Source organism: Chania multitudinisentens RB-25 (assembly GCF_000520015.2).
Taxonomy (GTDB): domain Bacteria; phylum Pseudomonadota; class Gammaproteobacteria; order Enterobacterales; family Enterobacteriaceae; genus Chania; species Chania multitudinisentens.
This window is the reverse complement of sequence record NZ_CP007044.2, coordinates 4,661,864-4,685,948: the sequence shown is the minus strand read 5'-3', so window position 1 is coordinate 4,685,948 and position 24,085 is coordinate 4,661,864. Positions and strand designations below refer to the sequence as shown.

At 51.9% G+C, this 24,085-nt stretch carries 24 protein-coding genes; 23 read left to right on the top strand and 1 reads right to left on the bottom strand.

Features of this window, described 5'->3' with window-relative positions:
* Positions 1–49: 49 nt before the first annotated feature.
* The 8 genes from Z042_RS20810 to nei all read left to right on the top strand — a co-directional run bounded on the left by Z042_RS20810 (position 50) and on the right by nei (position 6,530).
* Entirely contained in the window at positions 50–793 is a 744-nt protein-coding gene (locus Z042_RS20810; RefSeq protein WP_024911537.1) for a type 2 GTP cyclohydrolase I, read from the top strand.
* Positions 794–933: 140 nt separating this feature from the next.
* Positions 934–1,590, top strand: a complete 657-nt coding sequence (pxpB, locus tag Z042_RS20805) for a 5-oxoprolinase subunit PxpB (RefSeq protein ID WP_024911538.1) — start codon at positions 934–936, stop codon at positions 1,588–1,590.
* Positions 1,584–2,516 (top strand): 5-oxoprolinase subunit PxpC, encoded by a 933-nt coding sequence (gene pxpC, locus Z042_RS20800; protein ID WP_024911539.1) that lies wholly within the window; start codon positions 1,584–1,586, stop codon positions 2,514–2,516. The genes pxpB and pxpC overlap by 7 nt, the downstream gene beginning before the upstream one ends.
* Positions 2,506–3,243: a 5-oxoprolinase subunit PxpA gene (gene pxpA, locus Z042_RS20795; RefSeq protein WP_024911540.1), complete on the top strand. Its 738-nt coding sequence runs from the start codon at positions 2,506–2,508 to the stop codon at positions 3,241–3,243. The genes pxpC and pxpA overlap by 11 nt, the downstream gene beginning before the upstream one ends.
* Before the next feature lie 59 nt (positions 3,244–3,302).
* Entirely contained in the window at positions 3,303–4,034 is a 732-nt protein-coding gene (locus tag Z042_RS20790) for a DUF969 domain-containing protein (protein WP_024911541.1), read from the top strand.
* Positions 4,031–5,038: a DUF979 domain-containing protein gene (locus tag Z042_RS20785; protein ID WP_024911542.1), complete on the top strand. Its 1,008-nt coding sequence runs from the start codon at positions 4,031–4,033 to the stop codon at positions 5,036–5,038. The genes Z042_RS20790 and Z042_RS20785 overlap by 4 nt, the downstream gene beginning before the upstream one ends.
* 8 nt (positions 5,039–5,046) lie before the next feature.
* Positions 5,047–5,691, top strand: coding sequence for a pyroglutamyl-peptidase I (pcp, locus tag Z042_RS20780; RefSeq protein WP_024911543.1), 645 nt, complete (start codon positions 5,047–5,049; stop codon positions 5,689–5,691).
* 47 nt (positions 5,692–5,738) lie between these two features.
* The gene (nei, locus tag Z042_RS20775) at positions 5,739–6,530 is read left to right on the top strand and encodes an endonuclease VIII (RefSeq protein ID WP_024911544.1); all 792 of its coding nucleotides are present in this window, start codon (positions 5,739–5,741) and stop codon (positions 6,528–6,530) included.
* A gap of 55 nt (positions 6,531–6,585) precedes the next feature.
* On the opposite strand, the gene Z042_RS20770 is transcribed toward nei, so the two are convergent.
* The gene (locus Z042_RS20770) at positions 6,586–7,875 is read right to left on the bottom strand and encodes a citrate synthase (RefSeq protein ID WP_024911545.1); all 1,290 of its coding nucleotides are present in this window, start codon (positions 7,873–7,875) and stop codon (positions 6,586–6,588) included.
* A gap of 635 nt (positions 7,876–8,510) precedes the next feature.
* Between Z042_RS20770 and sdhC the strand changes: the two genes are divergently transcribed.
* From sdhC to tolR, 15 genes are all read left to right on the top strand, one after another.
* On the top strand, positions 8,511–8,900 hold the full coding sequence (gene sdhC, locus Z042_RS20765) for a succinate dehydrogenase cytochrome b556 subunit (RefSeq protein ID WP_024911546.1): 390 nt from the start codon (positions 8,511–8,513) through the stop codon (positions 8,898–8,900).
* A complete protein-coding gene (gene sdhD, locus Z042_RS20760; RefSeq protein ID WP_024911547.1) occupies positions 8,894–9,241 on the top strand; it encodes a succinate dehydrogenase membrane anchor subunit in 348 nt (115 codons plus the stop codon). The genes sdhC and sdhD overlap by 7 nt, the downstream gene beginning before the upstream one ends.
* Positions 9,242–11,008, top strand: a complete 1,767-nt coding sequence (gene sdhA, locus Z042_RS20755; protein WP_024911548.1) for a succinate dehydrogenase flavoprotein subunit — start codon at positions 9,242–9,244, stop codon at positions 11,006–11,008.
* Between the two features lie 16 nt (positions 11,009–11,024).
* Entirely contained in the window at positions 11,025–11,741 is a 717-nt protein-coding gene (locus tag Z042_RS20750) for a succinate dehydrogenase iron-sulfur subunit (RefSeq protein ID WP_024911549.1), read from the top strand.
* Positions 11,742–12,147: 406 nt separating this feature from the next.
* A complete protein-coding gene (sucA, locus tag Z042_RS20745; protein ID WP_024911550.1) occupies positions 12,148–14,955 on the top strand; it encodes a 2-oxoglutarate dehydrogenase E1 component in 2,808 nt (935 codons plus the stop codon).
* Positions 14,956–15,095: 140 nt separating this feature from the next.
* Positions 15,096–16,316 (top strand): 2-oxoglutarate dehydrogenase complex dihydrolipoyllysine-residue succinyltransferase, encoded by a 1,221-nt coding sequence (gene odhB, locus Z042_RS20740; RefSeq protein ID WP_024911551.1) that lies wholly within the window; start codon positions 15,096–15,098, stop codon positions 16,314–16,316.
* A 114-nt stretch (positions 16,317–16,430) separates the two neighbouring features.
* Positions 16,431–17,597, top strand: coding sequence for an ADP-forming succinate--CoA ligase subunit beta (gene sucC / locus Z042_RS20735; RefSeq protein ID WP_024911552.1), 1,167 nt, complete (start codon positions 16,431–16,433; stop codon positions 17,595–17,597).
* A complete protein-coding gene (gene sucD, locus Z042_RS20730) occupies positions 17,597–18,469 on the top strand; it encodes a succinate--CoA ligase subunit alpha (protein WP_024911553.1) in 873 nt (290 codons plus the stop codon). The genes sucC and sucD overlap by 1 nt, the downstream gene beginning before the upstream one ends.
* 761 nt (positions 18,470–19,230) lie before the next feature.
* Positions 19,231–20,799 (top strand): cytochrome ubiquinol oxidase subunit I, encoded by a 1,569-nt coding sequence (gene cydA, locus Z042_RS20725; RefSeq protein ID WP_024911554.1) that lies wholly within the window; start codon positions 19,231–19,233, stop codon positions 20,797–20,799.
* A 14-nt stretch (positions 20,800–20,813) separates the two neighbouring features.
* Positions 20,814–21,953 carry a cytochrome d ubiquinol oxidase subunit II gene (gene cydB, locus Z042_RS20720; RefSeq protein ID WP_024911555.1) on the top strand — a complete coding sequence of 380 codons (1,140 nt, stop codon included), beginning with the start codon at positions 20,814–20,816 and terminating at the stop codon, positions 21,951–21,953.
* A gap of 17 nt (positions 21,954–21,970) precedes the next feature.
* Positions 21,971–22,084, top strand: coding sequence for a cytochrome bd-I oxidase subunit CydX (cydX, locus tag Z042_RS25320; RefSeq protein ID WP_071882853.1), 114 nt, complete (start codon positions 21,971–21,973; stop codon positions 22,082–22,084).
* Entirely contained in the window at positions 22,084–22,380 is a 297-nt protein-coding gene (ybgE, locus tag Z042_RS20715) for a cyd operon protein YbgE (protein WP_024911556.1), read from the top strand. The genes cydX and ybgE overlap by 1 nt, the downstream gene beginning before the upstream one ends.
* A gap of 131 nt (positions 22,381–22,511) precedes the next feature.
* The gene (gene ybgC / locus Z042_RS20710) at positions 22,512–22,916 is read left to right on the top strand and encodes a tol-pal system-associated acyl-CoA thioesterase (RefSeq protein WP_024911557.1); all 405 of its coding nucleotides are present in this window, start codon (positions 22,512–22,514) and stop codon (positions 22,914–22,916) included.
* A complete protein-coding gene (gene tolQ / locus Z042_RS20705) occupies positions 22,913–23,596 on the top strand; it encodes a Tol-Pal system protein TolQ (RefSeq protein WP_024911558.1) in 684 nt (227 codons plus the stop codon). Before ybgC ends, tolQ begins: the two co-directional genes overlap by 4 nt.
* A 14-nt stretch (positions 23,597–23,610) precedes the next feature.
* Entirely contained in the window at positions 23,611–24,039 is a 429-nt protein-coding gene (gene tolR / locus Z042_RS20700) for a colicin uptake protein TolR (RefSeq protein ID WP_024911559.1), read from the top strand.
* The last annotated feature ends 46 nt before the right edge of the window (positions 24,040–24,085 follow it).

The window sequence follows — 24,085 nt, the reverse complement described above, 5'->3', positions numbered from 1 at the left end:
CCTGAAAGCAGGTTATGGCAACAGATGGGCTATGTTAAGAGAGAAAACGATGAATAACCTCGATTTGGAAAACCTGATCAACACCGAACTGAACTGTGCCGCCTTTCAGGACTATGGGCCGAATGGCTTACAGGTAGAAGGGCGCGCGCAGGTACAGCGTATTGTCACCGGGGTGACGGCGTGTCAGGCGCTGCTGGATGCCGCGGTGGAACACCAGGCCGATGCCGTTGTGGTGCATCACGGTTATTTCTGGAAAAACGAAGCGCCGTCGGTGCGTGGCATGAAGCGTAACCGGCTGAAAACGCTGTTGAGCAATGATATCAATCTGTACGGTTATCATCTGCCGCTGGATGCGCATCCGGTGCTGGGCAATAACGTCCAGCTTGCTCAGGTGCTGGGGATTCGCGTGCTGGGTGAAGTTGAACCTTTGGTGCCATACGGTGAGTTTGTGCAACCGCTGAGTGGCAGTGAACTGCAACAGCGCATCGAAAACAGCTTGGGACGCACGGTGTTGCACTGTGGCGATAACGCACCTGCACATATTCGCAAAGTAGCCTGGTGTACCGGTGGCGGCCAGGGTTTTATCGACAGCGCTGCGCGATTTGGGGTTGATGCCTTTATCAGCGGCGAGGTTTCCGAACAAACCATCCATACGGCCCGGGAAATGGGGCTGCACTTCTTTGCTGCCGGCCATCATGCTACCGAACGCGGGGGAATCAAGGCGTTGGGTGAGTGGCTGGCGCAGCAACACGGCTTTGATGTGACCTTTATCGATATCCCGAATCCTGCCTGATTTTCTTTTCCGGGTTCGCCTGGCCGAACCCGGAAATAATCCTAATCCTAATCCTTTATTTTATAGAAGGTTGTTCTATTGACAGCCCGGTTGTCATCACGCATAACGGATAGGTTTTGCAATAAATAAAGGAGAGTAAGGTGCAGCAAGCACAATATTACCTATTAGGGGAAAGAGCAGTCGTGCTTGAATTGGCACCACCGGTCACGTTGCAGAGTCAGCAACGTATTTGGGCATTGGCGGAAAAGCTAAACCACCATACGGATGTGCGAGAAGTGGTTCCGGGCATGAACAATCTGACGCTGTTGCTGTATACGCCGCAGGCGGATGCCGAAGCCATGTTAGCGCTGTTGCGGCAGGGTTGGGAAGATAATGAAAGCCTGGTGCCGGAATCCCGCGATGTGGATATTCCGGTGGTCTATGGCGGGGAGTATGGCCCCGATCTGCTTGAGGTGGCACAGCATACGGGTATGACGCAGCAGCAGGTCGTGGAGTGCCATTCCTCGGTGGCTTATGTGGTGTACTTCCTCGGTTTCCAACCGGGTTTCACCTATTTGGGTGGCATGCCGGAACGGTTGGCCATGCCGCGCCGGGCGGAACCGCGTTTGTCGGTTGCTGCCGGTTCGGTAGGCATTGGTGGCGGCCAGACCGGGATCTATCCGTTGGTCACGCCCGGTGGCTGGCAACTGATTGGCCGTACACCGCTTGCCCTGTTTAATCCTCATGAAATGCCACCGACGCTGTTGCGCCCTGGTGACAACGTGCGCTTTGTGCCGCAGAAGGAGGGTATATGTTGAAGATTCTGCGTGCGGGTATTTACACCACGGTGCAGGATTTGGGCCGTAACGGTTTTCGCCGTTTGGGCATTAGCCAGGGTGGGGCGCTTGATCTACCCGCATTGAAAATTGCCAATTTGCTGGTGGGAAACCTACCGAATGCTGCGGGGTTGGAGATCACGCTCGGGCAATTCAGCGCTGAATTTACTCAAAGCGGCTGGATAGCGCTGACGGGGGCGGGTTGCGATGCACAGCTAGAGGGAAAACCGCTGTGGACGGGGTGGCGTTACCCGGTCAAAAAAGGCCAAAAGCTGACGCTGAAAATGCCTAAACGCGGCATGCGCAGCTATCTGGCGCTGTCGGGGGGAATTGCGGTGCCAGAGATGCTGGGTTCACGCAGTACCGATCTGAAAGCCGGTTTCGGTGGGCTGGATGGACGGCAATTGAAAGACGGCGACGTTTTACCGCTGGGGAGCAGCGATAAATTACCGGTTAACAGCGTGGGTGTGAGGCAATTGCTGTTCAACAACCGGGTGCGTGCGTTACCAGGGCCAGAATATGACGAGTTCAGCGAAGAGGCGCAGGAGGCTTTCTGGCGCACGGCATGGCAGCTCAGCCCGCAAAGCAACCGGATGGGGTATCGCTTGCATGGCAGTACGGCGCTGAGCAGAACTACCGAGCGTGAAATGCTTTCCCATGGGCTGTTGCCGGGAGTGGTACAAGTGCCGCATAACGGCCAACCGATTGTGCTGATGGCCGATGCGCAAACTACCGGTGGTTATCCGCGTATTGCCTGCGTAATCGAAGCCGATCTCTACCATTTGGCACAAATTCGCCTGGGTGAGGCTATCCACTTTATCCCTTGCACATTGGCCGACGCGCAGCGCGCCAAGGCTGAGCAGGATCACTTTATTCAACAGATTGCCTGGGGGCTAAATGATCGTTGATTTGAATGCCGATCTCGGCGAAGGCTGTGCCAATGATGAGGCGCTGCTGCAACTGGTCAGTTCCGCCAACATCGCCTGCGGCTTCCATGCCGGTGATGCACAAACCATGCGTCAGTCGGTGCGCTGGGCATTGCAATACGGCGTGGCTATCGGCGCGCACCCGAGTTTTCCCGACCGGGAAAACTTTGGCCGCACCCGTATGCAGTTGCCGGTGGAAACGGTTTATGCGCAGGTGATTTATCAGCTTGGCGCGCTGGCGGCGATCGCTCGCGCCGAGGGCGGCGTGATGGTGCATGTGAAACCTCACGGTATGTTGTACAACCAGGCCGCCGTGGAGCCCACGTTAGCCGAGGCGATTGCTCGCGCCGTGCTAGCGGTGGACCCCGCGCTGCGTCTGGTTGGTTTGGCAGGCAGTGAGTTGATTCGTGCCGGCGAGAAGCTGGGTTTGGCGACGCGGCAGGAAGTGTTTGCCGATCGCGGTTATCAGGCCGATGGCACGTTGGTGCCGCGTGGCCAGCCGGGTGCGTTGATCGCCAGTGAGGCGTTGGCGCTGGAACAGACGCTGGAGATGGTACGCCATCACCGGGTACGCAGCGTGGCAGGAACCTGGGCTGCCGTTCAGGCCGAAACGGTTTGCCTGCATGGTGATGGTGAACATGCGCTGGCGTATGCCCGCAAACTGCGCGCAAGCTTTGCCGAACAACAGATCCGCGTCAGTGCGGATTAATAGCCATGTACAAGGTGGCATTGCCATAACAATAAGAGACAGTACAAAAGGGATGAATCATGGAACAAACAGTAAATCTCTGGCCACTGATTGGTATTGTCGCCATCGTGGTGGGATTCGTTTTACGCTTTAACCCGGTGTTGGTGGTGATCGCCGCCGGTATCATTACCGGCTTAGCAGCATTCATGCCGTTGGACGTAATTCTGGAAAAGTTGGGTGAGGGGTTTATCAATACCCGTAACTTGCCGCTGATCCTGCTGTTGCCGCTGGCGGTTATCGGTCTGTTGGAACGCCATGGGCTGAAGGAACGAGCGCAGACATGGATCGCCAACATCAAAAGTGCCACCGCCGGGCGCTTGCTGATCGTCTATCTGTTCGTGCGTGAAACTACCGCAGCGATGGGGTTGACCAGCCTGGGCGGCCATCCGCAGATGGTGCGCCCGCTGTTGGCGCCGATGGCTGAAGGTGCGGCAGAAAACCGCTATGGTGAACTGCCCGAGCGTGTGCGCCATCGGCTGCGTGCGATGTCTGCGGCAACGGATAACGTTGGGCTGTTTTTTGGTGAAGATATCTTTGTGGCTTTTGGCGCAATCATCTTTATGCATAACTTTATGCTGGAATCTGGGGGTATTCAGACCGAGCCGCTGCACATTGCGCTGTGGGGGATTCCAACGGCAATCTTTGCCTTCCTGATCCACGCGTTCCGTTTGTACCGCATGGATAGGCAGCTTACCGCAGAGCTGAGTAAGCTCAATCAAGCCGCGCTGCAGGCGAAAGGGAGTGGTGAATGAATTTCCAGCAACAATACCTTTATTGGTTAGCCGGTGCGGTATTACTGAGCGTTGCGGTGATGTCGTTCCGCGATCGCGCCAATCCACGCCGGGTCACTACCGGCCTGTTCTGGGCATTGTACGGCCTGATCTTCCTGGTGGGTGATTGGACCTACGGGCTATTTGGCAGCGGTGCAGAAGCCAAACGTCAATTACATATTGTGGTGGGGGTGCTGGTCGTGGTGATGGCGCTGATTGCCGGTTTCGGCGGCGTTCGCCTGGGCAGTTACCATCAACGTAGCCCGCAGGAGCGGGAAGCGAGCGCCCAACGGTTGGGCAATCGCCTATTTATCCCTGCTCTGGCTATTCCACTGGTGACAGTGGTCGGCGTGTTGTTGTTCAACAATATCCCAGCATTGCAAAGTGCGATGTTTGGCAGCGGTAACCACGCCACGCTGATTACGTTATTCTCGATGGCCGCCGGCTGCGTGTTGGGCTTAGTGATTGCCGTGAAAATAACCCATGAAAGGGCTCTACAACCGATTCAGGAAGCACGCCGTTTGCTGGACTCCATTGGTTGGGCATTTATTCTGCCGCAGATCCTGGCTACGTTGGGTTTGCTCTTTACCTCTGCCGGTGTTGGAAGTGCAATTTCCTATTTGACGCAGGAATATCTGGCAGTAGATAACCGTTTTATCGCCGTAGCGGTATACGCCGTTGGTATGGCGGTGCTGACTATGGTGATGGGTAATGCCTTTGCGGCTTTCCCGATTGTTACCGCCGGTATCGGTATCCCGATCCTGGTGCTACAACACGGTGGTAACCCGGCGGTGATGGCGGCAATTGGCATGTTCTCTGGCTATTGCGGCACGTTAATGACGCCAATGGCGGCTAATTATAATATCGTGCCCGCGGCATTACTGGAGCTGCCGGACAAAAATGCGGTAATCAAGGCTCAGATCCCAACCGGGGTAACCTTGCTGTTGGTAAACGTCTTTCTGCTTTATTTTCTGATGTTTCTGTAGGAGAACACATGCAAAAAGTATTGATTACGGGGTTTGAGCCGTTTGATGGGGAAAGGGTGAATCCCTCTTGGGAAGTGGTGAAGCAGCTTAATGATCGTGAAATTGCCGGTACGCATATCGTGGCACGCCAGTTGCCTTGCGTTTTTGGCAAGGCGTTGACGGTGCTGAATACGGCGATTGATGAATGGCAGCCAGTGATGGTGTTGGCGGTTGGTCAAGCGGGCGGGCGCACCGATATTACGCTGGAGCGGGTGGCGATTAACGTTGACGATGCGCGTATTCCCGATAACCAAGGGCAACAGCCGATCGATCAGACGATTGTTGAGCAAGGGCCTGCGGCGTATTTCAGCATGCTGCCCATCAAAGCGATGGTGCATGCGCTGCGTGAGGCCGGTATTCCTGCTTCGGTTTCGCAGACTGCTGGAACCTATGTGTGTAACCACGTGATGTACGGTCTGCTGCACCGTTTATCTGGGCAACAGACGGTGAAGGGGGGTTTTATCCATATTCCATATCTGCCGGAACAGGCAGCGTTCCACCCTGGTGCACCAAGTATGGCGGTCCAAACCGTATTGCATGCGTTAGAGCTGGCGATTTTGACTGCGCTACAGGTTAAACATGATTTGAAAGTGGCGGGTGGTGCAACGCATTAAGAGGCTCCGATGAAGGAAAACCTCTTTTTAAACGAAGGAGTTATGGTATGCCTGAAGGACCGGAGATTCGGCGGGCGGCAGATAAACTGGCGGCGGTGATGATTGGTCAACCACTCACCGAAGTGTGGTTTGCTTTTCCTCAATTGAAGCACTACCAGGCTGATTTAATTGGTGAATGCATTAACGCCATTGAACCCCGTGGCAAGGCATTACTGACGGATTTCTCCAATGGATTAACGATGTACAGCCATAACCAGCTTTACGGCGTGTGGAAAGTGGTGAAGGCCGGAGAAACGCCAGAAACCAAGCGCGATCTGCGTGTCCGGCTGGAAACCGCTGATTGGGCGATTTTGTTATACAGCGCTTCAGATATCACGGTCGCACTGCGTGGTGAAATTGAACAGCATCCATTTTTAAAACGTATTGGCCCGGATGTGTTGGATATGGCGCTGAGCGTGGAGCAGGTCGAAAAACGGCTGTTATCTGCCAGTTTCTGTAAACGGCAACTGGGTGGTATGTTGCTCGATCAGCGATTTTTGGCGGGGTTGGGCAACTATCTGCGGGCGGAAATTTTATGGCAGGCGCAGTTGGCACCGGAACATAAGCCGCAGGCTCTTATGCCCGAAGAAGTACATCGTTTGGCGCAGGCACTGCTGGAGATTCCTCGTCTGTCTTACCAAACCCGAGGCCATGTGGACGAAAATCGTCATCATGGCTCCTTGTTCCGTTTCAATGTATTTCATCGCAGTGGTGAGCCTTGTTCAAGATGTGGGGCGATGATCGAAAAAACCACCTTGTCGTCCCGGCCATTTTATTGGTGCCCGATGTGCCAGAAATAATCCATAAAAAACGCCGCCCGGATGGGCGGCGTGGGGTAAGACAGAGTAAATAATTTTATTTATTATTCTGGGACTTGAACTCACGCTCAGCATAACCGGTGTACAGCTGGCGTGGACGGGCAATCTTGATGCCTTCGTCGTGCATTTCGTTCCAATGTGCGATCCAGCCAATAGTACGGGCAATAGCGAAGATGACGGTAAACATAGAGGATGGGATCCCCATTGCTTTCAAGATAATACCTGAATAGAAATCGACGTTCGGATACAGCTTTTTCTCAATAAAGTACGGGTCGTTCAGCGCGATGTGCTCCAGCTCCATCGCCACAGCCAACAGGTTGTCGTCTTTCTTATTCAGCTCTTTCAGCACTTCATGGCAGGTTTCACGCATCACGGTAGCGCGTGGATCATAATTTTTGTACACACGATGGCCGAAGCCCATCAGGCGGAATGAGTCATTTTTGTCTTTGGCACGTCTAATGAATTCTGGAATGTGTTCAACGGTTTTGATTTCTTCCAGCATCTTCAGGGCGGCTTCGTTGGCCCCACCGTGCGCAGGCCCCCACAGGGAAGCGATACCCGCTGCGATACAGGCAAACGGGTTGGCGCCGGAAGAACCGGCGGTGCGCACGGTAGACGTTGATGCGTTCTGCTCATGGTCAGCATGCAGGATCAGGATACGATCCATCGCACGTTCCAATACCGGGTTCACCACATACTCTTCGCACGGTGTGGCAAACATCATGCGCAGGAAGTTACCGGCATAAGAAAGATCGTTACGCGGATAGACGAAAGGCTGGCCGATAGAATATTTGTAACACATGGCCGCCACGGTCGGCATTTTCGATAGCAGGCGGAAAGCGGTGATTTCACGGTGACGCTCGTTGTTAACGTCCAGCGCATCATGATAAAACGCCGCCAATGCGCCGGTTACGCCGCACAGTACGGCCATCGGGTGTGAGTCACGGCGGAAACCACGGAACAGATGGGTAATCTGATCGTGGATCATGGTGTGGCGTGTCACCGTTGTTTTGAAGGTTTCAAACTCTTCTTTGGTTGGGGCTTCGCCATACAGCAGGATATAACACACTTCCAGATAGGAGGACTCTTTCGCCAACTGCTTAATAGGGAAGCCACGGTGTAACAGGATACCTTTGTCACCATCAATAAAGGTGATTTTAGATTCGCAGGAAGCGGTAGAAGTAAAGCCTGGATCATAGGTGAAATAGCCTTTGGAGCCCAAGGCGCGTACGTCAAGGACATCAGGACCCAGTGTTGGGGTGAGCACCCCGAGTTCGATTGGAGCTTCGCTATTATCAATAGTTAGCGTCGCTTTCTTATCAGTCATTTACAGTCTCCTTAGCGCCATATTTTAAAAATCTCTAACAACTGAAATACCTTAAATCTCTGCTGGTTGCCCACAATTAAAGAGGTGCGGGTGCTAACTCTGTGAGCGACAGCGCAAATACGCGGGTAGGGTACAGAATACGAACCAGATGAACGAGATAACCCATCAGCCGTTAACGATTCTTTGTGACTCGTTATTTTCTATTAATCATTACCTACGACATGATGGAGTATTAACTGGATACACTGTTGCATAACTTAAGCATAGGGGGAAGTGTATCTGTAGACCGGTAGTGCATCATAGGGCTGATTGCTGCCTTATTTGTAATGTAAATGTTGATCTCTTGTCAAATCAGATAATTAATTTTGTTCCAAATGTGAAAATCGTGATCCGAATCACTGTTCGAGGGAAATGTTACCAAAGGGATTGTGTGGGAATTGTAATAGGAATGTGATCCTCCTATACTGCCGCCAGGTCTCCGGATTACCCTGAAGTAGGAGCACCCAGCGTTATCACTGCGCGCCATTTAAGCATAAAGGATATTGTTGTCTGGCGTGTGGCATGTAGGGGTTTTTTGCTCTTAACGCTGTCTGATCCCCACCCAGGCCCGGAGGAAGGAAAATAATAAGAGCTGTGTGGGCAAAACCGTGAAAAAACAAAGACCTGTCAATCTGGATCTGCAAACGATTCAGTTTCCCGTAACTGCGATAGCGTCCATCTTACACCGAGTCTCTGGCGTAATTACCTTCGTTGCCGTGGGTATTCTTCTCTGGCTGTTAGGGTTGTCTCTCTCTTCTCAAGAGGGTTTCCTGCAAGCCGCCTCCATCATGAACAGTTTCTTCGTCAAATTCATCTTCTGGGGGATCCTCACTGCGTTGGCCTATCACATTTGCGGTGGCATCCGCCACTTGTTAATGGATTTCGGCTACATCGAAGAGAGTTTAGCCGCAGGTACCCGTTCTGCCCAAGTGGCGTTCGGTCTGACTGCCGTGCTGTCAATTCTGGCTGGAGTTCTCGTATGGTAAGCAACGTTTCTGCATTAGGGCGTAATGGCGTACACGACTGGTTATTACTGCGTGCTTCCGCTATCGTCATCACCCTGTACGTTCTTTATCTCCTGGGGTTTATCATTACCGCCCCGAGCATGACTTATGAAGTCTGGCGTGGTTTCTTCGCCATCTCTACTACGAAAGTTTTCACTTTGCTGACATTGCTGTCGATCCTGGTTCACGCCTGGGTTGGGATGTGGCAGGTGCTGACGGACTATATCAAACCACTGGCGTTACGCCTAGTGCTGCAACTGGCGATTGTCGTCACGTTGTTGGTCTATTTACTGTACGGAACAATCGTAGTGTGGGGTGCTTAAATGAAACTGCCAGTCAGAGAGTTTGATGCTGTTGTTATTGGTGCGGGTGGCGCAGGTATGCGTGCTGCACTACAGATTTCTCAGTCGGGTTCAACCTGTGCCCTGCTATCCAAAGTGTTCCCAACCCGTTCCCACACCGTGTCTGCACAAGGCGGCATCACCGTTGCCCTGGGTAACAGCCACGAAGATAACTGGGAATGGCACATGTACGATACGGTGAAGGGTTCTGACTATATCGGTGATCAGGACGCCATTGAATATATGTGCCAAACCGGCCCGGAAGCTATTCTGGAGCTGGAACATATGGGGTTGCCGTTCTCCCGCTTGGAGGATGGCCGTATTTATCAGCGCCCGTTCGGTGGCCAGTCACTGAATTTTGGTGGCGAACAGGCAGCGCGTACCGCTGCTGCGGCTGACCGTACCGGCCATGCTTTATTGCACACTCTGTATCAGCAGAACCTGAAAAACCACACCACCATTTTCTCTGAATGGTACGCCTTGGATCTGGTGAAGAACCAGGATGGGGCGGTGGTGGGAACGACCGCTATCTGTATCGAAACCGGTGAAGTGGTGTATTTCAAAGCCAAAGCTACCGTGCTGGCTACCGGTGGTGCAGGCCGTATTTATCAGTCAACAACCAATGCGCACATTAATACCGGCGACGGCGTTGGTATGGCATTGCGTGCTGGTGTACCCGTGCAGGATATGGAAATGTGGCAGTTCCACCCAACCGGTATCGCGGGTGCGGGGGTATTGGTCACCGAGGGTTGCCGTGGTGAAGGGGGGTACCTGCTGAACAAGCACGGTGAGCGCTTTATGGAACGCTACGCGCCTAACGCCAAAGATTTGGCGGGCCGCGACGTGGTTGCCCGCTCGATCATGATTGAAATCCGTGAAGGCCGCGGCTGCGATGGCCCATGGGGCCCACATGCCAAGCTGAAGCTGGATCATCTGGGCAAAGAGGTTCTGGAATCCCGTCTGCCGGGCATTCTGGAGTTGTCGCGCACCTTTGCTCACGTCGATCCGGTGAAAGAGCCTATTCCGGTTATTCCTACCTGTCACTACATGATGGGCGGCATTCCGACCAAGGTAACCGGTCAGGCATTAACGGTGAACGAGAAGGGTGAGGATGTGGTGATCCCAGGCTTGTTTGCCGTCGGTGAAATTGCCTGCGTATCGGTGCATGGTGCTAACCGCCTGGGTGGCAACTCATTGTTGGATCTGGTGGTGTTTGGGCGTTCTGCCGGTATGCATTTGCAAGAGTCGCTGGATGAGCAGGGCGTTAGCCGTGATGCGAGTGATTCTGATGTTGAGGCTTCGCTGGAGCGCCTGAATCGTTGGAATAACACCCGTTCAGGTGAAGATCCGGTTGAGATCCGCAAGGCACTGCAATCCTGTATGCAGAATAACTTCTCGGTGTTCCGTGAAGGTGATGCGATGGCGAAAGGATTGGAAGAACTGAAAGTGATCCGTGAACGTTTGAAGAATGCACGTTTGGATGATACTTCCAGCGAGTTTAACACCCAGCGCATTGAATGCCTGGAACTGGATAACTTGATGGAAACGGCGTATTCGACCGCTGTGTCGGCCAACTTCCGCACTGAGAGCCGTGGGGCGCATAGCCGCTTCGATTTCCCAGAGCGTGATGATGCCAACTGGCTGTGCCATTCGCTGTATCTGCCGCAATCGGAAAGCATGACGCGCCGTGAAGTGAATATGCAACCGAAACTGCGTGCGGCATTCCCGCCGAAAGTGCGTTCTTACTAATTGCGGAGCCTGATTGATGAAACTCGAATTTTCTATCTATCGCTATAATCCAGATGTTGATGATGCTCCGCATATGCAGGATTACACCCTGGAAGCGGAAGAAGGCCGCGACATGATGCTGTTGGATGCGTTAATCCAACTGAAAGAACAGGATCCGACTCTGTCGTTTCGTCGTTCCTGTCGTGAAGGGGTATGCGGCTCAGACGGCATTAATATGAACGGTAAAAATGGCCTGGCTTGTGTTACACCGGTCTCATCGTTGCGCAAAGGCAATAATAAGATTGTGATCCGGCCGTTGCCGGGTTTGCCGGTCGTGCGCGATCTGGTGGTGGACATGGGGCAGTTCTATACCCAGTATGAGAAGATTAAGCCATTCTTATTGAATGACGGCAAAAATCCGCCAGCGCGTGAACATCTGCAATCACCGGAGCAACGGGCTAAGCTGGATGGTTTATACGAATGTATCCTGTGCGCCTGTTGTTCAACGTCTTGCCCATCGTTCTGGTGGAACCCGGACAAGTTTGTGGGGCCGGCGGGCCTGTTGGCAGCATATCGTTTCTTGATCGACAGCCGCGATACGGAAACTACAGCACGTTTAGACTCTCTGAACGATGCTTTTAGTGTTTTCCGCTGCCATGGCATTATGAATTGTGTCAGTGTATGTCCGAAAGGCTTGAATCCGACGCGTGCAATCGGCCATATCAAGTCTATGCTGCTACAACGCGGCGCATAAATAGAATGAGATGCTGCGCCGGGCGTTTTCCCGGCGCATATTCTCAGGGAGGGAACCTCTAAAAATTGGCTCGTGATTGTCGTTTTAAGCAATCAGGTCTGCCCGCCGGTTTTTAGAGGTTCCTTGTAAGGGACCGCAAGGTCCAAAACAGAACGTGCATTTAAGCAGTATCAGGTTATTTATCCTATGGATTTCAGGTTGTAGCCAAGTGGCAAACGTAGAAATCCCCAGTAGCCTACTTACATCGGTAAGTGACTGAAGGGGCTAGGTGAAGCCAACAACGCTGTAGTTTGAAAGACGACGGGTATAAGCACGTCGAGTGAACCGTTTTTACGGCAAACCGTACCATCACGGTAATTATGTTAACCACGGCGAAAACTGAAGCTTTAAAGCTTAAGGGATCATAATGCAGAACGGCGCAATGAAGGCCTGGCTGGATTCCTCCTATCTGGCGGGCGCGAACCAGTCCTACATAGAGCAGCTCTATGAAGACTTTTTAACCGATCCGAGCTCCGTTGAAGATAGTTGGCGTTCCATTTTTCAACAGCTACCAACCGCGGGTGTTAAACCCGATCAGTTCCACTCTCAAACGCGTGACTATTTCCGTCGCCTGGCGAAAGATTCTGCGCGTTATAACACTACCATCAACGATCCTGAAACCGATGCTAAACAGGTTAAGGTATTGCAACTGATCAACGCCTTCCGTTTCCGTGGGCACCAGCATGCAAACCTTGATCCACTCGGTTTGTGGAAACAGGAACGAGTTTCCGATCTCGATCCTGCTTATCACAATTTGACCGAAGCTGACTTCCAGGAAACCTTCAACGTGGGCTCTTTTGCCATCGGCAAAGACACCATGAAGCTGGGTGAACTGTATACCGCGCTGAAGCAAACCTACTGTGGTTCGATTGGTGCAGAATATATGCACATCACCAATACCGAAGAAAAACGCTGGATTCAACAGCGTATTGAATCGGTCGTGGGAAAAGCCAGCTTTACTGCCGATGAGAAACGCCGTTTCCTGAACGAGCTCACCGCTGCTGAAGGGTTGGAGCGTTACCTCGGTGCTAAATTCCCGGGGGCAAAACGCTTCTCGCTGGAAGGCGGTGATGCGCTGGTGCCGATGCTGAAAGAGATGGTGCGTCACGCTGGCAAAAACGGCACCCGTGAAGTGGTGCTGGGGATGGCTCACCGTGGCCGTTTGAACGTGCTGATCAACGTGCTGGGTAAAAAACCTGCCGATCTGTTCGATGAGTTTGCCGGCAAACATAAAGAACATCTGGGTACCGGTGACGTGAAATATCATCAAGGTTTCTCTTCAGATGTAGAAACCGAAGGTGGCATGGTTCACCTGGCGTTGGCGTTTAACCCATCGCATCTGGAAATTGTCAGCCCGGTAGTGATGGGGTCTGTTCGTGCCCGTCGCGATCGTCTGGATGAAGCCCGCAGTAATATGGTGTTACCTATCACTATTCATGGTGATGCTGCCATTACCGGCCAGGGCGTGGTTCAGGAAACCCTGAACATGTCTCAGGCACGTGGTTATGAAGTGGGTGGTACGGTGCGTATTGTTATCAACAACCAGGTAGGTTTCACCACCTCCAACCCGTTGGATGCGCGCTCTACTCAATACTGTACCGATATCGCCAAGATGGTGCAGGCACCCATTTTCCACGTGAATGCTGATGATCCAGAAGCCGTGGCGTTTGTGACTCGCCTGGCATTGGATTTCCGTAATACCTTTAAACGTGACGTGATGATCGATCTGGTCTGTTACCGCCGTCATGGGCATAACGAAGCCGATGAGCCAAGTGCAACCCAGCCGGTGATGTACCAGAAGATCAAAAAACACCCGACGCCGCGTAAGATTTACGCTGATGTTCTGACCGAACAGAATGTTGCCAGCCTGGAAGATGCCACCGAAATGGTCAACCTGTACCGTGATGCCCTTGATCGTGGTGATTGCGTGGTTGAAGAATGGCGTCCGATGAATCTGCACTCCTTTACCTGGTCACCGTACCTGAACCATGACTGGGACCAAGAGTATCCAAGCAAGGTTGAGATGAAGCGCTTGCAGGAACTGGCACGCCGCATCAGCACCGTGCCGGAAGCTATCGAAATGCAGTCACGCGTAGCGAAAATCTACGGCGATCGTGCCGAGATGGCGGCAGGCAATAAATTGTTTGACTGGGGTGCGGCTGAAACGCTGGCCTATGCTACGTTGGCAGATGAAGGTATCCCAATCCGTATCTCTGGTGAAGACGCAGGCCGTGGTACTTTCTTCCACCGCCATGCCGTAGTGCATAACCAGACAAACGGTTCGGTCTATGTTCCATTGGCTAATATTCATAGCGGGCAGGGTGAGTTCAAAGTTTGGGATTCCGTGCTGTCTGAAGAAGCGGTTTTGGCGTTTGAATATGGTTATGCCACTGCGGAACCGCGCACGCTGACCATTTGGGAAGCCCAATTTGGTGACTTCGCCAACGGTGCGCAGGTAGTGATCGACCAGTTCATCAGTTCTGGTGAGCAGAAATGGGGCCGTATGTGTGGCCTGGTGATGCTGTTACCGCACGGTTACGAAGGCCAGGGGCCGGAGCACTCTTCTGCGCGCCTGGAGCGTTATCTGCAACTGTGCGCAGAACAGAATATGCAGGTGTGCATCCCGTCTACCCCAGCACAGGTCTACCACATGCTGCGTCGTCAGGCGCTGCGTGGTATGCGCCGTCCGCTGGTGGTGATGTCACCTAAATCTCTGCTGCGTCATCCGCTGGCCACGTCTTCGCTGGATGAATTGGCGAACGGCACTTTCCAACTGGCTATTGGTGAAACCGATGAGTTGGAGCCGAAGGCGGTGAAGCGTGTCGTGCTGTGTTCCGGTAAGGTTTATTACGATCTGCTGGAACAGCGCCGTAAGAATGACCAGAAAGACGTCGCGATTGTACGTATTGAGCAACTGTATCCATTCCCGCATCAGGCAGTGCAAGCTGTGCTGGAGCAGTATGCCCATGTACATGATTTCGTCTGGTGCCAGGAAGAACCGCTGAACCAGGGCGCCTGGTACTGTAGCCAGCACAATTTCCGTGAAGTGATCCCATTTGGGGCTTCTTTGCGTTACGCCGGACGCCCGGCTTCCGCTTCTCCAGCGGTTGGCTATTTGTCCGTACACCAGAAGCAGCAGCAGGCTCTGGTGAATGACGCGCTGAATATTGATTAATACCTGATGGATTTCAAGACGTAGCAAAGTGGTAATCGCATGAACCCTCAGTCGCTTGGATAGCCGGGTGACTGGGGGAAACGGCCACTAACACTGCTACAATCTGGAATAATGAAGGGTAAAAACTTAAAGGAAAGCTAATGAGTAGCGTAGATATTCTGGTTCCTGATCTCCCTGAGTCGGTTGCTGATGCGAGCGTGGCCACGTGGCATAAGAAGCCAGGCGATGCGGTAAACCGCGATGAAGTCCTGGTTGAGATAGAAACCGATAAAGTGGTGTTGGAAGTGCCAGCCAGTGAAGCGGGAGTGCTGGAAGTGATCCTGGAAGACGAGGGCGCAACGGTGACCTCCCGCCAGATCCTGGGGCGTATCCGCCCGGGCGACAGCTCCGGCAAGCCGACGGGCGAGAAAAGTCAAAGCGTTGAGTCCACTCCGGCACAGCGTGCTACCGCCAGCCTGGAAGTGGAGAGCAACGATGCGCTTAGCCCGGCGATTCGCCGCCTGATTGCTGAACATGAACTTGACGCAGCGGCGATTAAAGGCAGTGGTGTCGGGGGCCGTATCACTCGTGAAGATGTGGAAGCCTATCTGGCTGCGAATAAGAAAGCCGATAAGCCAGCGGCTGCTCCAGTGGCAATGGCACCGCAGCCAACCTCAAGTGGCCGTAGTGAAAAACGCGTGCCGATGACTCGTCTGCGTAAGCGTGTGGCGGAGCGTTTGTTGGAAGCGAAAAACAGCACCGCAATGCTGACAACTTTCAACGAAATCAATATGCAGCCGATTATGGATCTGCGTAAGCAATACGGCGATGCTTTCGAAAAACGTCACGGGGTGCGCTTGGGCTTTATGTCTTTCTACATTAAAGCCGTCGTTGAAGCCCTGAAACGCTATCCAGAAGTGAACGCTTCTATTGATGGTTCCGATGTGGTGTATCACAACTACTTCGATATCAGCATCGCGGTATCGACCCCACGTGGGTTGGTGACGCCGGTACTGCGTGATGTAGATGCGTTGAGCATGGCGGACATTGAGAAGAAAATTAAAGAACTGGCGGTCAAAGGCCGTGACGGCAAATTGACAGTGGAAGAACTGACCGGCGGTAACTTCACTATTACCAACGGTGGCGTATTCGGTTCACTGATGTCTACTCCGATCATCAACCCACCACAGAGCGCCATTCTTGGTATGCATGCCATCAAAGATCGCCCGATGGCGGTTAATGGCCAGGTTGTGATTCAGCCGATGATGTATCTGGCACTGTCTTACGATCACCGCCTGATCGATGGCCGCGAATCCGTGGGTTATCTGGTGACGGTGAAAGAGATGCTGGAAGATCCTGCTCGCCTGTTGTTAGACGTTTAACCCCTGCATGGGTGCGGTAACCTTACCGCACCCACACTCTGTGCTATGTGGCCTGCGCTCAGATCGCTTGAAGGCGCTAGGCTAAAACTTTCAGACCTGAATGGATAGAACATCATGAATTTACACGAATATCAGGCAAAACAACTGTTTGCTCGGTATGGCATGCCTGCACCAACCGGTTATGCCTGTACTACACCACGTGAAGCAGAAGAAGCCGCCTCTAAAATCGGTTCCGGCCCGTGGGTAGTAAAATGTCAGGTGCATGCTGGTGGCCGTGGTAAAGCAGGCGGTGTTAAAGTTGTTAACAGCAAAGAAGATATCCGTGCTTTTGCTGAAGCTTGGTTGGGTAAGCGTTTGGTGACTTACCAGACCGATGCGTTAGGGCAACCGGTTCATCAAATCCTGGTGGAAGCGGCAACCGATATCGACAAAGAACTGTATTTGGGTGCGGTAGTTGACCGTAGTACTCGTCGTGTCGTGTTTATGGCATCTACCGAAGGTGGCGTTGAGATCGAAAAAGTTGCGGAAGAAACCCCGGAACTGATCCACAAAATGACCATCGATCCGCTGGCAGGCCCGCAGCCTTATCAAGGTCGTGAACTGGCGTTTAAACTGGGTCTGACCGGCAAGCAAGTCAGTCAGTTTGCCAAAATCTTCATGGGATTGGCGACGTTGTTCCTGGAGCGCGATCTGGCGATGGTTGAGATCAATCCGTTGGTGATCACCAAACAGGGCGATTTGATTTGCCTGGATGGTAAGTTGGGTGCCGATGGTAACGCGTTGTTCCGCCAGCCTGAACTGCGTGAAATGCGCGATCCTTCTCAAGAGGATGAGCGTGAATCCCGTGCCGCTCAGTGGGAGCTGAACTATGTTGCGCTCGATGGCAATATCGGTTGCATGGTGAACGGTGCCGGTCTGGCGATGGGCACCATGGACATCGTGAAATTGCACGGCGGCGAACCTGCCAACTTCCTGGATGTGGGCGGCGGTGCGACCAAAGAGCGCGTGACTGAAGCGTTTAAAATCATTCTGTCTGATGACAAGGTGAAAGCGGTTCTGGTGAATATTTTCGGTGGTATCGTGCGTTGCGATCTGATCGCCGACGGCATCATTGGTGCCGTTGCTGAGGTGGGCGTTAACGTCCCGGTGGTGGTGCGTCTTGAAGGGAACAATGCCGAATTGGGCGCCAAGAAACTGGCGGACAGCGGTCTGAATATCATTGCTGCGACCAGCCTGACTGATGCGGCTCAGCAAGTTGTTGCGGCAGTGGAGGGTAAATAATGTCCATTTTAATCGATAAGAATACTAAAGTCATTTGCCAGGGTTTCACGGGCAGTCAAGGTTCTTTCCACTCAGAACAGGCTATCGCTTACGGTACCAAAATGGTGGGTGGGGTGACGCCGGGCAAAGGCGGCACAGTGCATCTGGGTTTGCCAGTGTTCAATACGGTGCGTGAAGCGGTTGAAGCAACGGGTGCAACCGCCTCTGTTATCTATGTCCCAGCTCCATTCTGTAAAGACTCCATTCTGGAAGCGATTGATGCAGGCATCAAACTGATCATCACTATCACGGAAGGTATTCCAACGCTGGATATGCTGACGGTGAAAGTGAAGCTGGATGAAGCCGGTGTACGTATGATCGGCCCGAACTGCCCAGGCGTGATTACACCGGGTGAATGTAAGATCGGCATCATGCCTGGCCATATCCATCTGCCAGGCAAAGTGGGCATTGTTTCCCGTTCGGGTACTCTCACTTATGAAGCGGTAAAACAAACCACTGACGCAGGTTTGGGGCAGTCAACCTGCGTAGGGATTGGTGGCGACCCGATCCCAGGTTCTAACTTCATCGATATTCTGAAGATGTTCCAGCAAGATCCGCAGACTGAAGCAATTGTGATGATCGGTGAGATCGGTGGCAGCGCTGAAGAAGAAGCGGCAGCTTACATCAAACACCATGTCACCAAGCCGGTTGTTGGTTACATCGCTGGTGTTACCGCGCCGAAAGGCAAGCGTATGGGCCATGCAGGGGCCATCATTGCGGGCGGCAAAGGTACTGCGGATGAGAAATTCGCGGCGCTGGAAGCGGCAGGGGTTAAAACCGTGCGCAGCCTGGCTGATATCGGTGACGCAGTGAAAGCCGTATTGAATCGCTGATTCAGCAACAATATCTCGATATGTTTGGCCACTCTTTATGGGTGGCTTTTTTTTGGGCTTTTAATTGAGTGATAAATGAACATTTTTGCTGCCGGCGGGCAGACTTTCCCTATTCAAAATACGGTATTTACATGATTTGGGACCAACCTCTCAACGTAGTCTATGCTTAGTTAATAAAAAGCTGAACTGTGAGTTAACTCACTGTAATTATTTATTGAAAATAAAAAGTTAATATAAATTGTGTAGAGATTATTAATTAATACAGCGCAGGTTATTTTGGGTTACATTTATTTAACATAAAAGTATCAATAAAAAACAATTAACCTGTTATGTAACATATAAGCAGGAAAATTACGTAAAATATGTAAGATCAATATGGAAATAATAGGCAGATAGGCTTAAATTGTTTTAGATCAAAATAAGCTGGAGTACCTCTTCCCGCTTATTCTTGACCTGTCGCCAAAAGTCTAACCCACATCACGTAAAAACCTATTTATTGTATGGGATTTGGCGAGTATCATGCCATTGTGTAATTAGGGATGGTTAATCTTGTTGCATTTGTTACCCGCTGTCGGTTTTCATTGGTGTGTTTGTTTTCGGCCACTGTGGCTTGACTACGAATGTGCGGTTGAAAGCGGAGAGACTGGATCAAATTTTGTTGTTTTTAAGGGCATTCACTGCGGGGCGTTACCGGCAACTCTTTATTGAGCCATGCTGATAACCGCAAGTCGGAGTCTTCCTGCGAGGAGCAAGGAGTCAAGATGTTTGATATTGTCGAACTGTCGCGCTTACAGTTTGCTTTAACAGCGATGTATCATTTTCTATTTGTCCCATTAACGCTCGGTATGGCGTTTTTGTTGGCAATTATGGAAACGGTATATGTGCTGACCGGCAAACAAATCTATAAAGATATGACCAAATTCTGGGGAAAGTTATTTGCGATTAACTTTGCCTTGGGTGTGGCCACCGGGTTGACCATGGAGTTCCAATTCGGGACTAACTGGTCATATTTCTCCCATTACGTCGGTGATATCTTCGGGGCACCGTTGGCCATCGAAGGTCTGATGGCGTTCTTCCTTGAATCAACACTGGTCGGTTTGTTCTTCTTCGGTTGGGATCGCTTGAGTAAAATACAGCACCTAACGGTGACCTGGTTTGTGGCTCTTGGTTCAAACCTGTCTGCGCTGTGGATCTTGGTGGCTAACGGCTGGATGCAGAATCCGATTGCTTCTGACTTCAACTTCGAAACCATGCGTATGGAAATGGTCAGCTTCTCTGAACTGGTATTGAACCCAGTTGCGCAGGTGAAGTTTGTCCATACCGTCGCTTCTGGTTACACCACCGGTGCAATGTTCATTTTAGGTATCAGCTCTTACTATCTGCTGAAAGGCCGTGACATTGCCTTTGCCAAACGCTCCTTCGCCATTGCGGCCAGCTTTGGGATGGCTGCGATTCTTTCCGTTATCGTACTGGGTGATGAATCCGGCTATGAAATGGGGGATGTGCAGAGAACCAAACTGGCGGCTATTGAAGCCGAATGGGACACTCAACCAGCACCCGCCGCCTTCACTCTGTTCGGTATTCCGAATCAGGAGCGGATGGAAAACTCCTTTGCGATCCAGATCCCATGGGCGCTTGGCCTGATTGCTACCCGTTCTTTTGATACGCCGGTTATCGGTCTGCGGGATCTGATGGTGCAACATCAGGTACGTATCCGTAACGGTATGAAAGCCTACCAACTGCTGGAAGAACTGCGCGGTGGTAACACCGATCCGGCTGTGCGTACTGAATTCAATAACATCAAACAGGACTTGGGCTATGGCCTGCTGTTGAAACGCTACACTGAAAATGTTACCGATGCGACAGAAACGCAGATCCAACAGGCAACCAACGATTCTATTCCACGTGTTGCTCCATTGTATTTCGCGTTCCGTATCATGGTGGCCTGTGGCGTGATCATGCTGGTTATCATCGGTATGTCGTTCTGGAGCGTCTTGCGTGGCCGCATCGGCGAGAAAAAATGGCTGCATCGCGCTGCGTTGTACGGTATCCCATTACCTTGGATTGCAGTGGAAGCAGGCTGGTTCGTGGCAGAATATGGCCGTCAGCCGTGGGCGATAGGTGAGGTGCTGCCAACCGCAGTCGCCACCTCTTCGCTAACCGCTGGCGATATACTGTTCTCTATGGGGCTGATTTGCGGCTTGTACACTCTGTTCCTGGTGGCTGAAATGTACCTGATGTTCAAGTTTGCGCGTCTGGGGCCAAGCAGCCTGAAAACTGGCCGCTATCATTTTGAACAATCGGCTGCCACCTTGCAGGAAGCGCGCTAAACAGGAGTCCACTTATGTTTGACTATGAAGTATTACGATTTGTCTGGTGGGTTCTGGTTGGCGTATTGCTGATCGGTTTCGCAGTGACGGATGGTTTTGATATGGGTGTCGGTATTCTGATGCCTGTATTAACCAAAAGTGACACTGAACGCCGGGTGATGATCAACTCCATTGCTCCGCACTGGGACGGTAACCAGGTATGGCTGATCACCGCAGGGGGGGCGTTGTTTGCCGCCTGGCCGATGGTTTATGCCGCTGCTTTCTCTGGCTTTTATATAGCAATGATCCTGGTGTTGGCAGCGTTGTTCTTTCGCCCGATCGGTTTTGATTATCGTTCGAAGCTGGAAAACAGCCGTTGGCGTAATCTGTGGGATTGGGGCATCTTTATCGGCAGTTTTGTACCTGCCGTAGTATTCGGTGTGGCGTTTGGTAACCTGCTGCAAGGGGTACCTTTCCATGTTAATGAATACATGCGCCTGTTCTACACGGGTAATTTCTTCCAACTGCTGAATCCGTTTGCTCTGCTGGCTGGTATTGTCAGCCTGACTATGCTGGTGACTCAGGGTGCAACTTACTTGCAGATGCGTACCACAGGTGAACTCCACCTGCGTTCACGCGCTGCGGCACAGATTGCGACTCTGGTAATGGCAGTATGCTTCTTGTTGGCGGGTATCTGGCTGGTGATGGGAATCGACGGTTTCGTGGTTACCTCAGCGCTGGATACGGCGGCGGAATCCAATCCGTTGCGTAAAACCGTTGCTCACCAGGCAGGCGCCTGGTTGATCAACTACAACAATCATCCGATTTTGTGGGCGTTACCGGCGTTGGGCGTACTCTTGCCATTGTGCACCATCCTGTTTTCTCGTATGGAGAAAGGGGCATTGGCATTCCTGACTTCGTCGCTGACGACTGCTTGTGTGATTCTGACGGCAGGGGTAACCATGTTCCCGTTTGTTATGCCTTCAAGCACCGTGCCTAATGTCAGTCTGACCATGTGGGATGCGACTTCCAGCTTGTTCACACTGCAAGTGATGACCGTTGTGGCGATTATCTTCGTGCCGATTGTTCTGGCGTACACCTGTTGGTCGTACTACAAAATGTCTGGTCGCCTGGATAAGCAGTTTATCGAAAACAACAAGCATTCACTGTACTAAGCAAAAGGAGCTAAACCATGTGGTATTTTGCCTGGATCCTCGGAACGCTTCTTGCCTGTGCCTTTGGTATTATTACGGCGCTGGCGCTTGAGCACAGTGAAGATTCAAAAGCACAGCAAGACGGCCAGTAATGAGCTCATTGCTTATTGATAAGCTGTACGCTATCACCGATAAGGGCCCACTTCGGGCCCTTTCATTAGTGTTAGCGTTGATTTTAGCGGGATGTATATTCTGGGACCCGAGCCGTTTTGCGGCGCGTACTAGTTCGCTGGAGATTTGGCAGGGCATCCTGCTGATCTGGGCGGTGTGTGCAGGTCTGATCCACGGCGTTGGGTTTCGGCCTCAACGAGTGTTTTGGCGTGCATTTTTTGCACCGTTACCTGCGATCGTCATCCTGAGTGCAGGATTACTTTACGTTTCTTTATAATCTACTGTATATCCCCGTGTTATGGGCCATTCAGGCCCATAATTATTTGCTTTCCCATCCGGTAACCCATTCCCAACCCGATCCGTCTTGCGTATAGTAGCAGCGTTAAATTGCCTTGGCTTGGAAGTATCGTGAGTAATACGTTGTTTCGATGGCCGGTTCGCGTCTACTATGAAGACACCGATGCCGGAGGTGTGGTTTACCATGCTCGCTACGTCGCCTTTTATGAAAGAGCGCGCACAGAAATGTTGCGTCAGCATAACTTTCATCAGCAGCAACTGCTCAGTGAACATGTCGCTTTTGCTGTCCGGCGCATGACGGTGGATTATCTGTTACCGGCTCGTCTTGATGACCTGCTGGAAGTGCAGAGCGAAATCACCTCAATGCGTGGGGCCTCTCTCACGTTTGCTCAACGCATTGTCAATTCTAGCGGTACTCTGTTAAGTGAGGCCGATGTATTGATTGCATGTATTGATCCACACCAAATGAAGCCGATAGCGCTTCCTAAGTCTATTGTCGCGGAGTTTAAGCAGTGACTGACATGAACATCCTAGATTTATTCTTGAAGGCAAGCCTGCTGGTTAAGCTTATCATGTTGATTTTGATATGTTTTTCAGTGGCTTCTTGGGCGATCATCATTCAGCGTACCCGTATTTTGAATGCGGCCACCCGCGATGCCGAAGCCTTCGAAGACAAATTCTGGTCTGGTATTGAGCTTTCCCGTTTGTATCAGGAAAGCCAGGCTCGCCGCGATAGTCTGGCGGGCTCAGAGCAAATTTTCTATTCCGGTTTTAAAGAATTTGCCCGTTTGCACCGTGCCAACAGCCATGCGCCAGAGTCTGTGATCGAAGGAGCATCGCGTGCGATGCGTATTTCGATGAACCGTGAGTTGGAAACCCTGGAAACACATATTCCCTTCCTTGGTACAGTAGGATCTATCAGCCCGTATATCGGCCTGTTTGGTACCGTTTGGGGAATTATGCATGCCTTTATTGCTTTAGGCGCAGTCAAACAGGCCACGTTGCAAATGGTGGCGCCAGGTATCGCGGAAGCGTTGATCGCGACTGCGATAGGTTTGTTTGCCGCGATCCCCGCCGTTATGGCTTACAACCGCCTAAATCAGCGTGTTAACAAGCTTGAGCAGAATTACGACAACTTTATGGAAGAGTTTACCGCTATTCTGCATCGTCAGGCCTTCTCCAACGACAGCAAATAAAGGTAGGAGGTAGCATGGCGAGAGTTCGTGGTCGTAAACGTCGTGAGCTGAAATCAGAAATCAATATTGTTCCGTTGTTGGACGTATTACTGGTGTTGCTGCTGATCTTTATGGCAACCGCGCCAATCATTACCCAAAGCGTTGAAGTTGATTTGCCAGATGCCACTGATTCAAAAACGGTGTCCAGCGACGACAATCCGCCGGTAATTCTGGAAGTTTCCGGTGTGGGCCAATATACCTTGGTCGCCGATCATAATCGTATGGAGTTGTTGCCGCCCGAGCAGGTTGCGGCTGAAGCCCGGTCACGCTTAGCGGCTAACCCGAAAACGGTCTTTCTGATCGGTGGGGCAAAGGAAGTACCCTATGATGAGATTATCAAAGCATTGAATATTCTCCATCAGGCAGGCGTGGCTTCTGTAGGGCTGATGACTCAGCCAATTTGATCGTAAGGTGACAGGTAACCCGGTTTCTGCATCAGTAAGGCGGAAA

What these genes read in the sequence shown, in the direction of transcription:
- sdhA (WP_024911548.1), top strand. Translation starts at nt 9,242, where the DNA reads ATGAAACTGCCAGTCAGAGAGTTTGATGCTGTTGTTATTGGTGCGGGT.
- Z042_RS20770 (WP_024911545.1), bottom strand. Translation starts at nt 7,875, where the DNA reads ATGACTGATAAGAAAGCGACGCTAACTATTGATAATAGCGAAGCTCCA.
- cydX (WP_071882853.1), top strand. Translation starts at nt 21,971, where the DNA reads ATGTGGTATTTTGCCTGGATCCTCGGAACGCTTCTTGCCTGTGCCTTT.
- cydA (WP_024911554.1), top strand. Translation starts at nt 19,231, where the DNA reads ATGTTTGATATTGTCGAACTGTCGCGCTTACAGTTTGCTTTAACAGCG.
- sucD (WP_024911553.1), top strand. Translation starts at nt 17,597, where the DNA reads ATGTCCATTTTAATCGATAAGAATACTAAAGTCATTTGCCAGGGTTTC.
- Z042_RS20785 (WP_024911542.1), top strand. Translation starts at nt 4,031, where the DNA reads ATGAATTTCCAGCAACAATACCTTTATTGGTTAGCCGGTGCGGTATTA.
- pcp (WP_024911543.1), top strand. Translation starts at nt 5,047, where the DNA reads ATGCAAAAAGTATTGATTACGGGGTTTGAGCCGTTTGATGGGGAAAGG.
- odhB (WP_024911551.1), top strand. Translation starts at nt 15,096, where the DNA reads ATGAGTAGCGTAGATATTCTGGTTCCTGATCTCCCTGAGTCGGTTGCT.
- cydB (WP_024911555.1), top strand. Translation starts at nt 20,814, where the DNA reads ATGTTTGACTATGAAGTATTACGATTTGTCTGGTGGGTTCTGGTTGGC.
- sucC (WP_024911552.1), top strand. Translation starts at nt 16,431, where the DNA reads ATGAATTTACACGAATATCAGGCAAAACAACTGTTTGCTCGGTATGGC.
- Z042_RS20790 (WP_024911541.1), top strand. Translation starts at nt 3,303, where the DNA reads ATGGAACAAACAGTAAATCTCTGGCCACTGATTGGTATTGTCGCCATC.
- ybgE (WP_024911556.1), top strand. Translation starts at nt 22,084, where the DNA reads ATGAGCTCATTGCTTATTGATAAGCTGTACGCTATCACCGATAAGGGC.
- pxpA (WP_024911540.1), top strand. Translation starts at nt 2,506, where the DNA reads ATGATCGTTGATTTGAATGCCGATCTCGGCGAAGGCTGTGCCAATGAT.
- tolR (WP_024911559.1), top strand. Translation starts at nt 23,611, where the DNA reads ATGGCGAGAGTTCGTGGTCGTAAACGTCGTGAGCTGAAATCAGAAATC.
- sdhD (WP_024911547.1), top strand. Translation starts at nt 8,894, where the DNA reads ATGGTAAGCAACGTTTCTGCATTAGGGCGTAATGGCGTACACGACTGG.
- Z042_RS20810 (WP_024911537.1), top strand. Translation starts at nt 50, where the DNA reads ATGAATAACCTCGATTTGGAAAACCTGATCAACACCGAACTGAACTGT.
- pxpC (WP_024911539.1), top strand. Translation starts at nt 1,584, where the DNA reads ATGTTGAAGATTCTGCGTGCGGGTATTTACACCACGGTGCAGGATTTG.
- sucA (WP_024911550.1), top strand. Translation starts at nt 12,148, where the DNA reads ATGCAGAACGGCGCAATGAAGGCCTGGCTGGATTCCTCCTATCTGGCG.
- nei (WP_024911544.1), top strand. Translation starts at nt 5,739, where the DNA reads ATGCCTGAAGGACCGGAGATTCGGCGGGCGGCAGATAAACTGGCGGCG.
- Z042_RS20750 (WP_024911549.1), top strand. Translation starts at nt 11,025, where the DNA reads ATGAAACTCGAATTTTCTATCTATCGCTATAATCCAGATGTTGATGAT.